This window comes from Marinisporobacter balticus, from assembly GCF_004345705.1.
Taxonomy (GTDB): Bacteria; Bacillota; Clostridia; order Peptostreptococcales; family Thermotaleaceae; genus Marinisporobacter; species Marinisporobacter balticus.
Map to the genome: position 1 here is coordinate 1 of NZ_SLWV01000017.1, position 18,596 is coordinate 18,596.

Annotated in this window: 16 protein-coding genes, 1 tRNA gene and 1 other RNA gene; 3 read left to right on the plus strand and 15 right to left on the minus strand. The window is 34.4% G+C overall.

Features of this window, described 5'->3' with window-relative positions; genetic code table 11:
* Window positions 1-477: 477 nt before the first annotated feature.
* The 15 genes from EV214_RS11740 to EV214_RS11810 form a co-directional block, all read right to left on the minus strand.
* Window positions 478-1,101 (minus strand): 50S ribosomal protein L25, encoded by a 624-nt coding sequence (locus EV214_RS11740; RefSeq protein ID WP_165916347.1) that lies wholly within the window; start codon window positions 1,099-1,101, stop codon window positions 478-480.
* Window positions 1,102-1,276: 175 nt separating this feature from the next.
* Window positions 1,277-1,876: a 50S ribosomal protein L25 gene (locus tag EV214_RS11745; RefSeq protein ID WP_165916348.1), complete on the minus strand. Its 600-nt coding sequence runs from the start codon at window positions 1,874-1,876 to the stop codon at window positions 1,277-1,279.
* 121 nt (window positions 1,877-1,997) lie between these two features.
* Window positions 1,998-5,543 (minus strand): pyruvate:ferredoxin (flavodoxin) oxidoreductase, encoded by a 3,546-nt coding sequence (gene nifJ, locus EV214_RS11750; protein ID WP_132246011.1) that lies wholly within the window; start codon window positions 5,541-5,543, stop codon window positions 1,998-2,000.
* A 453-nt stretch (window positions 5,544-5,996) separates the two neighbouring features.
* The gene (locus EV214_RS11755) at window positions 5,997-6,263 is read right to left on the minus strand and encodes a pro-sigmaK processing inhibitor BofA family protein (protein WP_132246135.1); all 267 of its coding nucleotides are present in this window, start codon (window positions 6,261-6,263) and stop codon (window positions 5,997-5,999) included.
* A 141-nt stretch (window positions 6,264-6,404) separates the two neighbouring features.
* A complete protein-coding gene (locus EV214_RS11760) occupies window positions 6,405-6,707 on the minus strand; it encodes a YaaL family protein (RefSeq protein WP_132246013.1) in 303 nt (100 codons plus the stop codon).
* Between the two features lie 124 nt (window positions 6,708-6,831).
* The gene (locus tag EV214_RS11765; RefSeq protein WP_132246015.1) at window positions 6,832-7,920 is read right to left on the minus strand and encodes a dipeptide epimerase; all 1,089 of its coding nucleotides are present in this window, start codon (window positions 7,918-7,920) and stop codon (window positions 6,832-6,834) included.
* 131 nt (window positions 7,921-8,051) lie between these two features.
* Complete coding sequence (locus tag EV214_RS11770; RefSeq protein ID WP_132246017.1) at window positions 8,052-8,381, minus strand: DUF3870 domain-containing protein; 330 nt, start codon at window positions 8,379-8,381, stop codon at window positions 8,052-8,054.
* A gap of 123 nt (window positions 8,382-8,504) precedes the next feature.
* Window positions 8,505-9,665 (minus strand): DUF819 family protein, encoded by a 1,161-nt coding sequence (locus EV214_RS11775; protein WP_132246019.1) that lies wholly within the window; start codon window positions 9,663-9,665, stop codon window positions 8,505-8,507.
* A gap of 419 nt (window positions 9,666-10,084) precedes the next feature.
* On the minus strand, window positions 10,085-10,684 hold the full coding sequence (recR, locus tag EV214_RS11780; protein WP_132246021.1) for a recombination mediator RecR: 600 nt from the start codon (window positions 10,682-10,684) through the stop codon (window positions 10,085-10,087).
* A 55-nt stretch (window positions 10,685-10,739) separates the two neighbouring features.
* Entirely contained in the window at window positions 10,740-11,084 is a 345-nt protein-coding gene (locus tag EV214_RS11785) for a YbaB/EbfC family nucleoid-associated protein (RefSeq protein ID WP_132246023.1), read from the minus strand.
* Window positions 11,085-11,223: 139 nt separating this feature from the next.
* Window positions 11,224-12,855, minus strand: a complete 1,632-nt coding sequence (gene dnaX, locus EV214_RS11790; protein ID WP_132246025.1) for a DNA polymerase III subunit gamma/tau — start codon at window positions 12,853-12,855, stop codon at window positions 11,224-11,226.
* 276 nt (window positions 12,856-13,131) lie between these two features.
* Window positions 13,132-13,396, minus strand: an RNA gene (ffs, locus tag EV214_RS11795) — signal recognition particle sRNA large type.
* Between the two features lie 22 nt (window positions 13,397-13,418).
* A tRNA-Ser gene (locus EV214_RS11800) sits at window positions 13,419-13,506 on the minus strand.
* 172 nt (window positions 13,507-13,678) lie between these two features.
* Complete coding sequence (locus EV214_RS11805; RefSeq protein WP_132246027.1) at window positions 13,679-14,029, minus strand: RidA family protein; 351 nt, start codon at window positions 14,027-14,029, stop codon at window positions 13,679-13,681.
* A gap of 70 nt (window positions 14,030-14,099) precedes the next feature.
* On the minus strand, window positions 14,100-15,680 hold the full coding sequence (locus EV214_RS11810) for an ABC1 kinase family protein (RefSeq protein ID WP_132246029.1): 1,581 nt from the start codon (window positions 15,678-15,680) through the stop codon (window positions 14,100-14,102).
* 207 nt (window positions 15,681-15,887) lie between these two features.
* On the opposite strand from EV214_RS11810, the gene nuoE reads away from it, so the two are divergent.
* The 3 genes from nuoE to EV214_RS11825 are packed head-to-tail and all read left to right on the plus strand — an operon-like array spanning window position 15,888 to window position 18,585.
* Entirely contained in the window at window positions 15,888-16,364 is a 477-nt protein-coding gene (nuoE, locus tag EV214_RS11815; RefSeq protein ID WP_243116638.1) for an NADH-quinone oxidoreductase subunit NuoE, read from the plus strand.
* Between the two features lie 11 nt (window positions 16,365-16,375).
* On the plus strand, window positions 16,376-16,768 hold the full coding sequence (locus EV214_RS11820) for a (2Fe-2S) ferredoxin domain-containing protein (protein ID WP_207669683.1): 393 nt from the start codon (window positions 16,376-16,378) through the stop codon (window positions 16,766-16,768).
* A gap of 23 nt (window positions 16,769-16,791) precedes the next feature.
* Complete coding sequence (locus EV214_RS11825) at window positions 16,792-18,585, plus strand: NADH-quinone oxidoreductase subunit NuoF (protein ID WP_132246033.1); 1,794 nt, start codon at window positions 16,792-16,794, stop codon at window positions 18,583-18,585.
* The last annotated feature ends 11 nt before the right edge of the window (window positions 18,586-18,596 follow it).

Sequence of the window (18,596 nt, forward strand, 5' to 3'; positions counted from 1 at the left end):
GAAATTATTCACTATCGTTCATAATTTCCGTTGCTCAAAATAAAAAGTTCATTGCTCATTATTGCTTTAAGTTCTTAGAACTTATTGTACTTGACACAAGTCAAGTGCTGGCTTAAATTCTTACACTGTGTAGTTTTCAAAGATCAAATTTTATTTTTCAACGCCGATTGGCGACTTAACTATCTTATCATTTTTCAATGCGTTTGTCAACAACTTTTTCTGTTACTACTTTTCATTTCATAACTTCGCATCAGCAGCAACAAGATATATGTTATCATATTGATCATCACCTGTCAACTAGTAATTTATTTTTTATTGTAAATCCCTTTTAACTAGCATAATTGGTACTATCCCACAAGAAAATACGCTAGTCAATATTACATATATAACATACTTTTTTTCAAAATAAAGAGTATGATCATAGATTAAATATTTAATTAGAAAATCTATATTATTAAAGTAGGCAAATAAATTTGCCTACTTTATATCCTTAAATCCTTCTATAACCTTTTCAAATAAATTTTCTTCTTCGTCACTACTTTCTACTATTCTTTCTGCTCTTGTAAGCGCTACAACAATTTCGTAGGGTTCATTTAGTATACTCAATTCTTCACCAAACTCTACATCTGCTATTTTTAGAGGATTTCCAGATGATAACAACGATACATCTACTTCTACACTCTCTGGAATATGATTTGGCAAACACTCAATATGTACTTCTCTTAATTGCTGTTGTATCACACTTATACTTGATTCTACTTTTTCTTTCCCTATTAGTTTAATGGGTACTGTTGTATGAATTCGTTCATTTTGACAAACTTGTTGAAAATCTATATGTACCAAATGCCCTGTTAAGGGATCCCTTTGAACATCTTTAACCAAGGTTGTATATTTTTCTGAACCTATCTGTAAATCTACAAGTACATTTGTTCCATAACTTCTAAGTGCTTTATCCATTTCTTTTGTATCGATCTCAATACACTTTGTATCTAAATTTCGTCCATATACCACCCCTGGAACATGTCCAATATTTCTTACACGATGACTTGCATTAGACCCAAGTGCTCCTCTTATATCCGCACGAACATTAGATTGCAACATAAAAAACATACCTCCTTCATTCAATCTAGTAGTCAGTATCTCCAATCCACTTTTTTTATATACTGACATTCACTAATTTATTTGAAGGGGTATATTTTTATCGTATGTCTTATTTCTCTTCTTCGTATAGATAAACAACTTAAAATCAAATTTGGGTGTTGTTTATCTAATTTACTTAATTTAACAAGCTTTCTGAATCTTCTTCTTTCATTTCCAATCTAGTGGCTGTAGTAAGTAAAGCTATAATTTCTTCCGACTCATTTAACACTTCAATATGTGAATGGGTGAAAATTTGTAATTTACCCACTGTTAAAGGCACTCCAAATTGCATGTTAGATACATTAACTTCTATAGATTGTGGAAGATATGATGGATAAGTTTGTATTTCTAATTCTGTCATTTGTTGCTGTATTACAGATGTACTTGATTCTACAACTGATTTATTCGTTAAATATATAGGTATTTTCACTTTTACTTTTTTATCTTCATCTAACTCTTGTAAGTCTATGTGCAAAACATGCAATTTCGTAATATGTCTTTGAATATCTTTTATAATAGCCGGTCTCATCTCATTTCCAATATGAAAATTTATACTTGAACCAACGCTATACTGATTCAATATCTTGTCTAATTCTCTTTTATTTACCTGAACTTGTTTCGTTTCTTTGGCATTTCCATAAACAACAGCTGGTACAAACCCATTTTTTCTTAGTTTTTTTAATGCCTTTTTCTTTGTTCTCTTCCTTTCTTCTACCTCCAATATCGGTTTACCCATACGTTTTCCTCCTTTTCTTTTCATCCTATAATTATATATATTCGTTTTTTTCTCTTTTATTAAAGTAAATATTTATAAATTAAAAAAGGTGCGTAGCTCTTAGCTACGCACCTTTTTTAATTTATTTTTCTGCCATTTTTCTATAAGTTTCATATCTTTCTTTCGCATCTTTTTCAGCTTTTTCAAATAGTCCCTCAGCTGTTTCTGGGAATCCCTTTGCAAGAGAAGTATATCTTACCTGTCCATTTAAGAATTCTCTAAAGCTTGCTGTTGGTTCTTTTGAATCCAATGTAAATGGATTTTTACCTTCTTCTGCTAACATTGGGTTGAATCTATATAAATGCCAGTATCCGCAATCTACTGCTTGTTTGATATTTGCTTGAGCTCTTCCCATTCCTTCTCTAATACCATGGTTGATGCATGGCGCATATGCGATGATTAGAGATGGTCCATCGTAGCTCTCAGCTTCTGTGATTGCTTTCATGAATTGATTCTTATCTGCACCCATACCTACTTGTGCTACATATACATAGCCATAAGTTGCAGCGATCATACCAAGGTCTTTCTTCTTCACTTTCTTACCAGATGCCGCAAATTTCGCAACAGCTGCTGTTGGTGTAGCTTTTGAAGACTGTCCACCAGTGTTTGAGTAAACTTCTGTATCGAATACCAATACGTTTACATTTTCTCCTGATGCAAGTACATGATCAAGTCCACCATAACCAATATCATTTGCCCATCCATCTCCACCAATAATCCATACAGATTTCTTGATTAAGAAGTCTTTGTGTTCTTCAATTTGTGCTAAAAGACCTTTCGCTTCTTCATCCGTCACATTGTTTGATGCTAATGTTGAAAGAATTTTTGTTGCAGCAGCTTTAGAAGCTTCTGCATCTGCTTTTCCTTCTAACCATTCTACGAATGGTGCTTTTACTTCTTCAGACACATTTAATGCAACAAGTTCCTTCATTGCTTTTTCTAATTTCTTCACCATAGGTTTTATACCAAGCGCCATACCTAATCCATACTCAGCATTATCTTCAAACAGTGAGTTTGCCCAAGCAGGACCTTTACCTTCATGGTTTGTGCAATATGGTGTAGCTGGTGCTGAAGCTCCCCAAATAGAAGAACATCCTGTAGCGTTTGCAATCATCATTCGATCTCCGAATAATTGCGTAATTACTTTAGCATATGGTGTCTCTCCGCAACCCGCACAAGCTCCTGAGAACTCAAGAAGTGGTTGCTCAAACTGACTTCCCTTTACAGTTTCTTTCTTCGTTGGGTTTGCTTTATGTGAAACAGTCATTGCATAATCCCAGTTTGCAACTTCCGCTTCTGTTTGTGTTTCAAGTGGCTTCATAATCAATGCTGATTCTTTTGCCGGACAGATGTCAGCACAGTTTCCACATCCAGTACAATCAAGCGAACTTACTTGCATACGATATGCTAAGCCTTCAAATCCTTTACCTGTAGCTTTCTTAATTCCAAAAGTTTCTGGTGCATTTTTCACTTCTTCTTCTGTTAATAATACTGGTCTAATTGCAGCATGTGGACAAACGAATGAACATTGGTTACATTGAATACACTTATCCATCTGCCATTCTGGAACATTTACTGCGATGCCACGCTTTTCATAAGCAGCGGTACCCATTGGGAATGTTCCATCTTCTCTTCCTACAAATGTACTTACAGGAAGCTTGTCTCCCTCTTGTGCGTTGATCGGTCTTAATACATTTTTAATGAAGTCTGGTTCTTCTACGCTTGCTGTTGCTGTTGCTGCTGCTTCTTCTACTGCTTCTGTATTTGCCCATGAAGCCGGTACATTAATCTTAACTAATGCATCAATCCCTTTTTCAACAGCCTTATGATTCATACTAACAATTTTTTCACCTTTTTTACCATATGTTTTTGTAATCGCTGCTTTTGAATATGTTATTGCATCATCTATGTCAATTACTTGTGCTAGTTTAAAGAATGCAGATTGCATAATCATGTTTGTTCTATTTCCTAGTCCAATTTCTACAGCTATATCTGTAGCATTTAAAATATAGAAATCAATGTTGTGCGCTGCAATGTATTTCTTCATAGATGCTGGTAATTTTTCTTCCAACTCTTCTGGTGTCCACTGACAATTAAGTAAGAATTTACCGCCATCTTTCAAGCCAGCTAACATATCATATTGATTTACATATGCTTGTGTTGAACAAGATACAAAATCAGATTCACTAATTAAGTATGTAGACTTAATCGGTTTTTTACCAAATCTCAAGTGAGAAATAGTTACCCCACCAGATTTTTTAGAGTCATATGCAAAATATGCTTGTGCATAAAGATCTGTGTTATCTCCGATAATCTTAATAGCGTTTTTGTTTGCACCTACTGTACCGTCAGAACCCAATCCCCAGAACTTACATCTGATTGTTCCTTCTGGAGCCGTTGTAATTTTTTCTTTTATTTCAAGAGATGTATTGGTTACATCATCAACAATTCCTAATGTAAATCCATTTTTAGGCGTAGCTTCTTTTAAATTATCAAATACTGCTTTCACTTGTGCAGGCGTTGTATCTTTTGAACCCAATCCATAACGACCACCCACAATCATCGGTGCATTTTCTTTATCATAGAATAATGTACGTACATCTTGATATAGTGGCTCTCCTAGGGAACCTGGTTCTTTTGTTCTATCAAGTACTGCAATTCTCTTCACTGTACTTGGGAATACATCAAAGAAATATTTTTCACTAAATGGTCTATATAATCTTACCTTGATTAAACCGATTTTTTCGCCTTTCGCTAATAAGTAATCAATTGTTTCTTCAATCGCATCTGTTACGGAACCCATTGCAATAATAATATTTTCAGCATCTGGTGCACCTACATAATCAAAAGGCTTGTATGTTCTTCCAGTAATTTTGCTGATTTCTTTCATATAATCTGCTACAATATCTGGAACTGCATCATAATATTTGTTACAGGCTTCTCTTGCTTGGAAGAAAATATCTGGATTTTGTGCTGTTCCTCTAGTAACTGGATGTTCTGGATTTAATGCATTATTTCTAAATTCTTTCACCTTATCATAATCTACAAGCTTTGCAAATTCTGAATAATCTATTGTTTCGATTTTTTGAATTTCATGTGAAGTTCTAAATCCATCAAAGAAATGCGTGAATGGTACTTTAGATTTGATCGTCGCTAAATGTGCAACGCCTCCTAAATCCATAACTTCTTGCACACTTCCAGATGCAAGCATTGCAAAACCAGTTTGTCTTGTTGCCATAACATCTGAATGATCTCCAAATATAGATAGTGCATGACTCGCTAGCGCACGTGCGCTTACATGAAATACTGAAGGTAATAATTCACCTGCAATTTTATACATATTCGGAATCATAAGTAACAATCCTTGTGAAGCTGTATAAGTTGTAGTTAATGCGCCTGCTGCAAGAGAACCATGTACTGCTCCTGCTGCTCCTGCTTCTGATTGCATTTCTGTAACTTGTACTTCTTGTCCAAAAATATTTTTTTGTCCACTAGCAGCCCATTCATCAACAAATTCAGCCATGTTTGATGATGGTGTAATCGGGTAAATTGCTGCAACATCAGTAAATGCATAAGATACATAAGCAGCAGCTGTATTCCCATCCATTGTTTTCATTTTTTTTGACACTTTAATTCCCCCTTTAATGCTATTTTTATATTTGTAGTAACTTCTTTTAACATTTTATTATATTTTTCGGAATTTTTCCAGTTTTTTATCTATTTCTCGCGTATATCTTTTTTACCTTTCAAAAAAGATGGATTGTCAAGTAATTTTGGAGCACATAAAACACACTATTGCATAAATCACAAGCTGTTATATCACAATAGTATAATCGTATATCTGTACTAGTATAGTTATTCTAGAACTATAACACCATCTAAATATTTAGTATGTATTGCACTTTTTATATTGCTACAGCGCTTATTCCATAGTATAACAGATCGAAGAATTCATGTCAACACACTTTGTATACAATAAAAAAGTAGCTTTCAATCCATAAATTGTAATAACTTTTCATGGTCAAATATCCACCTTTTATATTTTAAAATTTTTTCGATCTACTGCATTATATTTTCCATCCTACAGCAAATATTGTAGCACCACCATCAAAACAACCCCTGGCACACCTAATATTCCCGCGATCAAAGCAGTAATAGGATTAATGGCAATATGTATATTCCAAAAACTACCTATTAAGTTAAGAAGAATCAGCACAATTCCACCAATTATTCCATTATACATCAATTTCATAGTCCATTTTATAGGTATCAACAATATATATCCTACGATATATAGTAAAATCAATCCAAATGCATAAGCTAAAATAATATTTAATTCTATTCCCATTCCCACCACAAATCCCTCCTAATATTTATTCATAAAACCTTTCATTATAATTCATTATATAAAGTTTGTACCCCAAATATTACAACACTAAGAAAAAACATAGAAAAAGACAGGTGTCTTCATGAGCACCCTGCCTTTTATCTACTGCATATTGGATTTTATACCCATTTTTCTTGCTATTTTCATAAGATAAGCATATCTGGTTTTAGCAGCCTCTACTCTATATATAGCATAATCTATTAAGTCTGGATCTGTTGCACTTTGAAAGAATTCTTCTGCATTTCTCCATTCTTCATGGGCTGATTTTATGGTATCTACAATCTTATCGTCTTCCGTTCGTATATCTTCACCATTCACAACCTGCGCATAAAAGCTGCCTACTCGATCAAAAAAACCATTTTCGCTCTTAATATTTCTTCCAGAACGATTCATCCTTTGACGCATATCATTACCCCCATTACCTATTTATATGTATTATATCCATATTTTGGATTAGATATACACATAGACAAGGGCTCATACTAACGTTTTAAATTTTAGGGATGTATTTATATTTTTTAACTTATATTCATTTCCACTTTATTTTATCAATATTTTTAAATCCAAACCCTGGTTCATCTGTTAATGTAATTTTATATTCATCAAATATAGCGCCTCCTGTGATTGGATCTTCTTTACACAATACAGGTCCATCAAGATCGATCTTCGTAATAATAGATTTTGCACCTGCTAAGTGCGCTGCCGCTGTAACACTAACTTTACTTTCAAGCATGCAACCTATCATACATTCTATGCCATACATTTCTGCAATAGAGCAAATCTTAAGTGCATTGTAAATACCGCCCGTTTTCATAAGTTTAATATTTATCAAATCAGCCGCTCTCGTTTGAATGATGTGCATCGCATCTTTTGGCGAAAATACACTTTCATCAGCCAATACAGGAATATTGGTATGATCCGTCACCAACTTAAGACCTTCTATATCATGTGCAGCAACTGGTTGTTCAATAAATTCTATGTTAAATCCTATATCTTCCATTTTTCTCAATATCTGTATTGCTTCTTTAGGCTTCCATCCTTGATTTGCATCTATTCGAATATCTATATCATAGCCAATGGCCTCTCTAATAGCTTTAATTCGTTGAATATCTAGTGCTGTATTTTTACCCACTTTTATTTTCAAAGTTTTATATCCTCTATTAACAGCATCTATGCTATCTCTCGCCATTTCTTCAGGGTCATTTACGCTTATGGTTATATCCGTAGTGATTTCCTTTCTATATCCTCCTAAAAGTTTATAAATAGGTGCATGATAAAGTTGCCCATACAAATCATAAATTGCTATATCTACTGCTGCTTTTGCACTATTATTTTTTACAATAGAACGATCTATCACTTTCATCATTTCTTCCATCTCTTCTATTTCTCTACCTATTAAGTTCTTTTTGATATGGTCTTCAATAGCCCCAACAATAGCTCCAGTAGTATCTCCAGTAATAACACCTGTAGGAGGAGCCTCCCCATATCCCACATGCCCTGTATCAGTTTCTATCTTTACGATAATATCATTTACAGCCTCTACTGTCCTAAGGGCTGTCTTAAAGGGTGTTTTTAATGGCACTGAAATAAATCCTATTTTAATATCTGTTATTTTCATTATAAATCCCTCCATCATAAATTTAAGTAAAAAATCCAGTATAAGCAATAGAAGATTGCTTATACTGGATTTCATTTAGGTAAATATATTACGTCACATCATAATATATCCATTAAATAAAGCAGTACAATTTAAGAATAGTATTTTTCCTTTACTTCTTTATATTTTCTAACAGCATCTTTATAAGAAATAATAATCGCTCTTTGGGATGAGCCAAAATATCTTCTTTTGATCTCTTGTTCTACAGCAACATCAATCGAATCAAATGTTTTTCCTATGAAAATACTGCTTATAAATTCCGATGTAATTTCTATTGTTGCACTCGCTTTTGCATCTACTACTTCATCCGTCAACGTATCTATTACGAAACCAATAAAAAATATCTTAAATTGATCTGTAATAGCATTGTCAATATTGGTCTTTCCATGTCCTATGATATACACCGTATTTTTATTATACATACGAATCATCCTTATCTTAACATTGTTTATATCGTAGCCTTTTAAACATAAAAACATCCACTTCTATTCTTATATCTTATACCTACTATACCATATTAATCTTAATTAATCTCCTTAAATTATTTACATGACAGAAAGAATTTTCCCTATCAAAAGACCGCCACCAGTTCCTATGATATATCCCATCATAGCCATTAAAACGCCTATAGGAATCAAGGCTTCACTATATGCAGCGGCTAATATAGGTGCTGATGCTACACCTCCTATATTCGCTAGGCTCGCTACACCACATGTGAATAAGTCTAATTTGAATATTTTAGCTACTACAGCCAATACAATAGCATGCACCCCCAAAATTACAAATCCTGCAGTGATATACAGCGGCGCTTGTGTTAATTCTGCAAAATTTGCTCTTGAAGCAATCAATCCAACAATTGTATATAGCATAACATTTGATATTTGAGAGGATCCGGGTCTTTTTCCAAGAGATGTCATTGCACAGATAACCCCTGCAAGTGTAGCTATAATAACAGCCCATGTCGTTGCAGAAAGAAACGTTGTTTGCGGTAAAACTTGTGCCATAGCCTGTGACATCGCAGATACAAATAAACTTGAACCTAGTAACAATATCAAATCAAGAAATTCAATATTTTTTCTAGTTTCTTCACTTGAAGCTGCTAGTTGTTCTCCTACTTCATCAATTATACGCGTATCCGTTTTCGTCCATTTGTTAAACTTTTTTGCATAAGGTACACACGCAAGTAATAGCATAACCCATATCGAATAATCGATAGAATCAATAAGAAGGGTATATCCCATACTTGCATCTGATACATTCAACGCCCCTTGTATGGCTGCCATATTTCCTGTTCCACCCATCCAACTTCCTGCAAGAGCCGCAAAAGCTTTCCAAGTATCTGATTCATACATGCCTTTAAATATCCCATAGGAAATAATAAATCCTACTCCGATACTAAAAGAAGCTGCAAAAAATCCTAATAACATTTTGGGTCCTAGTTTCATAATTTGTCTCAAATCACATCTTAACAACATTAAAAATATCATAGCTGGTAACAAATTACCTTTTACTAACTTATAATACATATTCACATCATCTGTTTTCTGCCATACTTTAAACGTTGAGAGCAACATTACTACAAAATATAATAATACAATAGCTGGAACATATTCAAAAAATTTTCCTTTACTTTTTTTCTCTGCCAATACAATAAGGCTGGCAAATAAAATAATAAATGCTAGATACGTAAAACCATTTGTAATCATACTTCTTCCTCCCTTTTATTTTTATTTCAATTTTCATTATCATTTATTTCCATACCAAAATTGATAATTTATTTGAATTCTTTATCGTTCGTCGTCCCCGTGTATTTGAACATTTTTTATCAATCTATCTATAAAAATATATTCATCTATCTCATGTATAGTACAATTCTCTTGGACAAAATAAAAAGGCTCGTCGATTAATCTAATAATCATACGAGCCTTATCTACGCTAATGCTTTGGGCACCTAAATAAATAAGGTCTAATTTGAAATTTTATAATAGTATTATATCAAAGCGCATTGATTATTTCAAGTGAATTTTGAACAAATCAAATAATTCAAATATTCAATCTATTTAAAAGTTTTACAAGAAAAGTTTTAACCCCCAACACCTTTGAATTATACATCTATGTTTTATTACTATATTTCCCGCCTACCTTCTAACGCCTTAGATAAAGTCACTTCATCAGCATATTCTAAATCTCCCCCCACAGGAATACCGTGCGCGATTCTTGTGACTTTTATGCCTGAAGGTTTTACGAGCTTTGAGATATACATAGCGGTCGCTTCCCCTTCTATCGTTGAGTTTGTAGCGAGTATCACTTCTTCCACTTCATCATTTTGAAGCCTTATCAATAATTCTTTAATTCTAATCTCTTCTGGTCCTATTCCATCCATAGGGGATATCGCACCATGTAAAACATGATAAATTCCTTTAAATTCTCTTATTTTTTCCATAGCAACAACATCTCTCGGATCTTCAACTACGCATATAAACCTTTTATCTCTTTGTGTATTCCTGCATATATTACACGGATCTATATCTGTCATATTGCCGCACTGAGAACAATATTTTATTTTCTTTTTCGCATCTACAATCGATTCTGATAGATTCACTACATCTGCTTCTCTCATATTTAATACGTGAAAAGCTAATCGTTGTGCTGTTTTTCTCCCTATACCCGGAAGTTTTGAAAACTCTTCTATCAGTCTCGCCACAGGCGCAGCATAATAATTCATTTTACTCACCTCTCTCCTATACTAAAAGAGCCGAGCCTTAAGGCTCGGCATTGATTTAAAATAATCCTGGAACATTCATGCCCCCTGTAATTTTTCCCATCTCAGAATTCATCATATCATCTGCTTTTCTTAGCGCTTCATTAACGGCAGCCATAATTAAGTCTTGAAGCATTTCTATATCATCTGGATCAACAACTTCTTGCTTGATCACTACATCTAACAATTCTTTTTTTCCATTTACTTTTACAGATACAGCGCCACCACCCACACTAGCTTCTACTTCTTTTTCTTCTAATTCTGCTTGCGTTTTTTCCATTTGTTTTTGCATCTTTTGAACCTGTTTCATCATATTGTTCATATTTCCAGGCATCATTGGCATTTTACCTTTCCCTTTTGCCATTTTAATCTCCTCCTCATTCATTTCATGTATATGTATTTTAAATCACTTTAAACATCCTTAACCCTATTACGCCTTTATCATAGTATATTATATCATATATATTTTCCATATATAGATCGAATCATTACAAAACCTTATTTTAGTCCTCTAAAATTTCAACTAGCCCTTCTCCAAACATCTCAATAATTTTTTTTGCTTCCATATCTTCTTGAGATGAATCCTTTTTTTCCTCAACAGGAAGATTCTCCAATTCATCCTCCATAACACACTTTAAGTGAACCTTTTGTCCCACCATCTCTGCAATGACACTTTCAACAAATTCTTTATATGGACTCTTAGCCACTGCTTCTTTATGAAATCCAAAGCCACTTTTGAAAGATACCACCAAAACATTTTTTTCTACCTTCACAAGTTGTCCTTCTATAAGTACAGCGTATATAGAAATTTTTCTTTTTTTTATGACTTGTAGGATTTGATTCCATCCTTTTTTCAATCCATCAAAGTTTGCAGGAGTAAACTTTTGCTTTGGCGTTTTCTCATTTATACTATTTTCTTGCTTTATATCTTTTTCTTCTTTGTTTTTCTCTTCAGCACCATGCTTTTGTATATTTATTTCCCCAGATCGAATCCTTTTCTCCAAAATTTCAATTCGTTCTATTAATCCTTCAACAGATTGATCCATCATAGGTTGGCATAGTTTTATAACAGCAACTTCTAGAAGTATTCTCGGTTGTGTTGCCCATTTGGCATCTACTGACGTTTGAGACAATTCTCGAATCGTTCTCATAATTGTATTCATTTGCACGTTCTTCCCTTGAGTCATTAAACGCTCAATATTTTCTTCCGAGAGATTAATAAGTCCTTTTAGCTCTTTTGACACCTTTGTCATCATAAGATTTCTGTAGTGCTCAATCATATCTTTGATAAATTGTTGTATGTCTTTTCCCGAAGCCACCAATTCCTCAATCAATTCTATGGCGTTTTTTACATCTCTATCTACAATATAATCAACTAAGCTGAATAAAAAAGAATCACTGACAACTCCAAGTATATCAATCACATCTTTATACGTAATTTCCCCTACCCCAAAAGATACGCATTGGTCTAATATACTTAAAGCATCACGAAGAGCTCCATCTGCATTTCTAGCAATTAATTTCAATCCACGTTCTTCCACTTTTATACGCATCTGACCACAAATATAGCTCATTCTCTTCACAATATCTTCTTCCGTTACACGTTTAAAATCGAACCTCTGACACCGTGAAAGAATTGTTGCAGGAATCTTATGCGGTTCTGTTGTAGCCAAAATAAATATCACATAATAAGGGGGATCCTCAAGGGTTTTAAGCAACGCATTAAAAGCCCCTGTAGAGAGCATATGTACCTCATCAATAATATATACTTTATAGCGTCCCTTTGTAGGTGGATATTTTACATTCTCTCGAAGTTCCCTAATATCATCTACACCATTATTGGAAGCCGCATCGATTTCTACCACATCCATAATACTCTCATGCTGAATCCCAGTACAAATTTCGCATGTATTACAAGGATTATTATGATCATCAGGATTTAAACAATTTACAGCACGCGCTAATATTTTCGCTGTAGATGTTTTCCCCGTTCCTCTTGTACCACAAAACAAATAGGCATGGGCAATATTATCATTTTTTATTTGGTTTCTTAAAGTTTGTGTAATATGATCTTGGCCTACTACATCTTCAAAAACTTTCGGTCTCCACTTTCTATAAATAGCCACATATCCCATTTATGCCACCTACTTTCCATATACAAAGTTGTATAGATCTATTCTAAATTTTTTACTAGGATTTATTAAGTATCTATAAGTCCTTCGGTATCATCTTAATAAATACCATTTATTCCTCATATACTATTTTTTTTATTATTCATTCATCTATAAAATAATAACCAGTTCACTTTTTCATTATATTTTCATAATTTATTTTATCACTCAATATGTTTTTTTACTTATATAAGTAAAAAAACATGTAGAGAAACCTACATGTCAAATGCTTATGTAAAGCTGTGCACCTATGGTTGATAAACTACTACAAACGTAACCTGTACAGTTAACTCGGTTCAGGCTCCCCCACGGCACACAAGAGTGTCTGCTTACCGTTGCTTCCTTCCGAACCTGGCGGAGTTCACAGATTCTCGTTGCGCAGGACCCAATCTTCATCGCCACTTATACAGGGCAGACTTCACAGTAACAGACCGCCCATAGGTATTCAATCCTGCTATAGCGGATTGCAGGTTACAGGGCACCGCTACCTCCCCATCTAGCACAGCAAACTTTATAAACTTTTCTAATGGCGGAGAGAGCGGGACTCGAACCCGCGGGGCCTTACAGCCTTACACGCTTTCCAGGCGTGCCCCTTAGCCACTCGGTCATCTCTCCATATACGTGATACATTATTATATTTTAATGAGCATTCCCATGTTTTACGGAACATATACTAATATATCATATATATCCTGCAATTACAAGTGTGTAATTCTTGTGTTTTATAGAAATAATTAGTAAAAGTACAACCAAGATATTGTCCTCTTGTATATTAATTGCATTTATATTACTTCACAGCTGCAACAACAGACATCTCAATAAGAATTTCTTCTCTTGCCATTTTAGCTTCCACACAAGCTCTTGCAGGTTCAAATCCATTTTCAACCCATGCATCCCAAACTTCATTCATATTTTGAAACAATGCCATATCTTTTATGTAAATGGTTGTAGAAAGTATATGCTGTTTATCTGATCCATATTGATCAAGCAACGCTTCAATTTTTTCTAATACAACTTTTGTTTGTTCTTTTATATCTTTATCCTCATCACTACAAGTCTGCCCACATAAATAAACGGTTCCATTATGTACTACTGCACGGCTCATTCTCCCTGTACCTTCAAATCTCTTAATTCCCATTGTCCTTATTCCCTCCTTCTATTTTAATCTTCATTTTCTCATTATACTAAATCATGATCTTTATTTCAAATCACATCTTCTCATTTCTAAGAATCAAAATCAAAATCCATATTCCCATAATCCCTGCACTTAAATAACCAACAAGTCCAAAAAATGAAATGTCATAGATTTTGGGTCCTACATTTGCAGTAATGACAAGTGATGATCCAATCACAATAGAGGCCATAATCAGAGCAAATACGATTCGATTTGTCATTTTGCTTAACTGATTGATGCTTTCTTCTAGATTTTTATGTTCTATTTGAACTTTAAGTTTTCCACCTAACGCACTATTGATTAGCTCTAATGTCTTAATAGGAATTTTTAATCCATATTTTGATAATTGATAAATATTTTCTAATTGGTCAATTAGGTCTTGTTTATAATTTCTTTTTAAAATAAAATATTCCTTTATATAAGGTATCGCCACATCCATAATATCCATATCTGGATCAAGTTTTGCTACTATCCCTTCAATCGTCATCATCCCTTTTAAAAACAGTGTCATATTTTTAGGCATAGCAATATTATTCCTTTTACTTGCATGGAACATTTCATTTAAGAGCTGCGGAAAATCAATATCTTGTAAGCTTTCTTGCACATATTTATTATAAATCTCCTCAATATCAGAATAAAGGGTTTTTATATGAACTTCTCCTTTTTTTATTCCCATTCTTAAGACCCCTTGCGTTAGGGCTTCTACATCTCTTGTTGCTGCTGCGTATAATAAATCATTGAGCTTATTTTTCATATTTTTATCTAAAAAACCCATCATCCCAAAATCAATATACGCAATTTTCTTGTCACAAATAAATATATTTCCAGGATGCGGATCTGCATGGAAAAAACCATCTTTAAAGATTTGTTTCACATAATTATCTGCAAGCTTTTTTGCTAGATCTTTTAGGTTATATCCTTTCTTCTTGAGTTCGTCAACATTGTTTATTTTTATCCCTTTTATATATTCCATCCCTAATATATTGGAAGTAGTATATTCCTTATATACCTTTGGGCAAATAATATAGCTTGCTTCTTTATGGTTTTTATGAAAATGTTCAATATTTTTCACTTCATTAGAAAAGTCTAATTCCTGTTGCATGGTCCGCCCTAATTCATCCACTACTTCTTGAAAATCAATCACATGCTTTTGAGGTACAAATTTTCCAATTTTCATAAGTCTTTTTAATAGTGCAATATCACTAAGCATGGCTTCCTTTACATTAGGTCGTTGAATTTTTAGGACAACTTGTTCACCGTTTTCTGTGCATGCCAAATGGACTTGCGCCATAGAAGCAGATGCAATGGGCTCTGGGTCAAAATGCGCGAACAGATTTTTTATAGCACTTCCTAATTCTTTTTCTATGATTGCTTTTACATCTTCATATTTCTCTGTTTTTACACGGTCTTGTAGTTTTTCAAACTCATGGATATATTCATCCGGCAAAACATCCGGACGTGTGGACAATATTTGCCCTATTTTCACAAAGGTGGGTCCTAATTCTTCCAGCGCTTGTCTTGCCTTTTCTGGATTCATTCTCCCCTTTTTTATGCCATGTTTTACAAAAACAGAAACAATCTCTCTGATTCTTTTTCTTTCATTGATTTTACTCATCTCATACCATTTCCTTATGATTATTTAAAATAATTATATTTATATTATCATGTTATCAATGTGAAAATACAAAGTCAATCCCACAAAACATACCGTCGTCCATTCTCAATTTACTATGATTATTAACGAAATATGCATGATCTCATACCCATTCGGGAACATTATACAAAGATATATCTAAAATCTTTTAGAAAGGAAGGTGACATGATGGCAAATGATTTACCAAAAGAAAAATTTGATGCATTAGAAAAATATATTGATAGCTTTCAATCAACAAAAGGCACCCTCATCGAAGTGCTTCACAAAGCGCAGGATCTATTTGGCTATCTTCCAAGAGATGTACAACTCTTTGTAGCAAGAAAACTCGGTATTCCTGGCGCTGAAGTTTTTGGTGTAGTAAGTTTTTACTCCTATTTTACAACAAAACCTGAAGGAAAGCATTCCATCAGTGTATGCATGGGTACTGCATGTTTTGTAAAGGGTGCAGATAAAATTTTAGATCAATTAAAAGAAAAACTCGAAATCGTATCAGGCGAAACAACAAAAGATGACCTTTTCACATTAAAAGAAGTTCGCTGCATCGGTGCCTGTGGACTGGCACCAGTAGTTATGGTTGATGGCAAAGTATATGGCAGAGTAAAAACGGATGATATAGATACGATTATTGATACTTACCGTAAATAGGAGGTAGCAGCATGCAAATTAAATCCATAGAAGAATTGAAAAAAATTCGGGAAAAATCTCTAAAAAAAGTGAATTTAAGAGAACATGGAGAAGAAAGTGGCGACCAAATAGAAGTCTTAGTGGGTATGGCAACCTGCGGCATTGCATCGGGGGCACGAGAAACTTTAAGTGCAATTGTAGATCAAGTGTCCAAGGAAAATCTTGAAAATGTAAAAATCATTCCAGTAGGTTGTATTGGCTATTGTCACAGCGAGCCCATTGTGCAGTTAAATATCCCTGGTCAAAACCCGATTCTTTACGGAAAAGTAGATGGGGAAAAGGGGCGCGAAATTGTAAAAAAACATATAAAAGGCGGAGAACCTTTAAAAGAATCTATTATAGATGCTTCATTTGATCGCGCATAATTTTTTTATAGAGGAGGGAGCGCATGAGCAAATTCAGGACAAATATACTAATCTGTGGTGGTACAGGTTGCATAGCAAGCGATAGTGATAAAGTCATTAAAAATTTCAACCTAATTCTCAAGGCTCGGGGATACGACGAAGAAGTACAAGTCATCAAAACAGGTTGCTTTGGATTTTGTGAACAAGGTCCAATTGTAAAAATAGAACCAGATAACGTCTTTTACGTAAGAGTCCAGCCAAAAGATGCAGCCGAGATCGTTGATGAACACATTATCAAAGGAAGAAAAGTCGAAAGACTCTTGTATGAAGAACCAAGGAAACATGAAAAAATCGAACAGCATAAAAATATGCTCTTTTATAAAAAACAGCTTCGTATTGCCTTAAGAAACTGCGGATTAATCAATCCAGAAGATATTTATGAATATATTGCTTTTAACGGATATGACGCCCTTGGTAGGTCCCTAACAAAAATGACTCCTGATGAAGTAATAGAAACAATTAAAAAATCAGGACTTCGCGGAAGAGGTGGCGGCGGATTCCCTACAGGACTTAAATGGGAATACACAAGAAAATCTGAAGGTACAATCAAATATATCATCTGTAATGCAGACGAAGGTGATCCTGGTGCCTTTATGGATCGAAGTATCCTAGAAGGAGACCCTCACAGTGTTATTGAAGCCATGACCATAGGCGGATATGCTATTGGGGCAAATGAGGGAATTGTCTATATTCGTGCAGAATATCCACTCGCTATCGAAAGACTTACCATTGCCATTAACCAAGCAAGAGATCTTGGTCTTTTAGGCAAAAATATTTTTGGAACAGATTTTCGTTTTGACATTACATTGAAATATGGTGCTGGTGCGTTCGTATGCGGTGAAGAAACAGCCCTCATCAATTCTGTCGAAGGAAAACGTGGTGAACCAAGCAATAAGCCTCCATATCCTGCACAAGAAGGATATTGGGATCGTCCTACGTGCGTAAACAACGTTGAAACCTTTGCGAATATTCCATCCATTATCCTAAAAGGATCTGATTGGTTTTCCTCTATTGGTACTGAAAAAAGCAAAGGAACAAAAGTTTTTGCGCTTGCAGGAAAAGTAAACAATGTAGGTCTTGTAGAAGTTCCTATGGGTACAACCCTTCGAGAGATCATATACGATATTGGTGGAGGCATATTCAATAATCATAAGTTCAAAGCCGTACAAACAGGGGGACCATCAGGTGGTGTAATCACCGAAGAGCATCTTGATACCCCTATAGATTATGAACACCTTATTGAAGTTGGATCTATGATGGGATCAGGCGGTATGATTGTCATGGATGAAACCAATTGTATGGTCAATATCGCAAAGTTCTATCTTGAATTTACGATGGATGAATCTTGCGGTAGATGTACGCCATGTCGTGTAGGAACAAAAAGAATGCATGAGTTTCTAGAAAAAATTACTAGTGGTAAAGGGACAATGGAAGATCTAGATGCACTCAAACAATTATCCTACATGATAAAAGATGGTTCGCTTTGTGGTTTAGGACAAACAGCCCCAAATCCAGTTTTAAGTACCATGAAATATTTTTGGGATGAATATATTGCCCATGTAAAAGATAAACACTGCCCAACAGGCGAATGTACGCATCTTGCAAAATATAGTATTGACCCGGATAAATGTGTTGGCTGTACAGCCTGTGCTAAAGTATGTCCAGTAGATTGCATTAGCGGCGAAGTGAAAAGAACACATGTGATCGATCAAAGTAGATGTATCAAATGCGGCGCATGTTTTGATACATGCAAATTCAGCGCAGTAATCAAACCATAGCGAGGTGAGAA

Excerpts from the sequence above, each read along its gene's own strand:
- EV214_RS11740 (WP_165916347.1), bottom strand. The coding sequence starts at position 1,101 with ATGTTGCAATCTAATGTTCGTGCGGATATAAGAGGAGCACTTGGGTCT.
- EV214_RS11745 (WP_165916348.1), bottom strand. The coding sequence starts at position 1,876 with ATGGGTAAACCGATATTGGAGGTAGAAGAAAGGAAGAGAACAAAGAAA.
- EV214_RS11755 (WP_132246135.1), bottom strand. The coding sequence starts at position 6,263 with ATGGGAATAGAATTAAATATTATTTTAGCTTATGCATTTGGATTGATT.
- EV214_RS11760 (WP_132246013.1), bottom strand. The coding sequence starts at position 6,707 with ATGCGTCAAAGGATGAATCGTTCTGGAAGAAATATTAAGAGCGAAAAT.
- EV214_RS11765 (WP_132246015.1), bottom strand. The coding sequence starts at position 7,920 with ATGAAAATAACAGATATTAAAATAGGATTTATTTCAGTGCCATTAAAA.
- EV214_RS11770 (WP_132246017.1), bottom strand. The coding sequence starts at position 8,381 with ATGTATAATAAAAATACGGTGTATATCATAGGACATGGAAAGACCAAT.
- EV214_RS11775 (WP_132246019.1), bottom strand. The coding sequence starts at position 9,665 with ATGATTACAAATGGTTTTACGTATCTAGCATTTATTATTTTATTTGCC.
- recR (WP_132246021.1), bottom strand. The coding sequence starts at position 10,684 with ATGAATTATTATGCTGCGCCTGTGGCGAGACTGATAGAAGAGTTTTCA.
- EV214_RS11785 (WP_132246023.1), bottom strand. The coding sequence starts at position 11,084 with ATGGCAAAAGGGAAAGGTAAAATGCCAATGATGCCTGGAAATATGAAC.
- dnaX (WP_132246025.1), bottom strand. The coding sequence starts at position 12,855 with ATGGGATATGTGGCTATTTATAGAAAGTGGAGACCGAAAGTTTTTGAA.
- EV214_RS11805 (WP_132246027.1), bottom strand. The coding sequence starts at position 14,029 with ATGGGAATTAAGAGATTTGAAGGTACAGGGAGAATGAGCCGTGCAGTA.
- EV214_RS11810 (WP_132246029.1), bottom strand. The coding sequence starts at position 15,680 with ATGAGTAAAATCAATGAAAGAAAAAGAATCAGAGAGATTGTTTCTGTT.
- nuoE (WP_243116638.1), top strand. The coding sequence starts at position 15,888 with ATGGCAAATGATTTACCAAAAGAAAAATTTGATGCATTAGAAAAATAT.
- EV214_RS11820 (WP_207669683.1), top strand. The coding sequence starts at position 16,376 with ATGCAAATTAAATCCATAGAAGAATTGAAAAAAATTCGGGAAAAATCT.
- EV214_RS11825 (WP_132246033.1), top strand. The coding sequence starts at position 16,792 with ATGAGCAAATTCAGGACAAATATACTAATCTGTGGTGGTACAGGTTGC.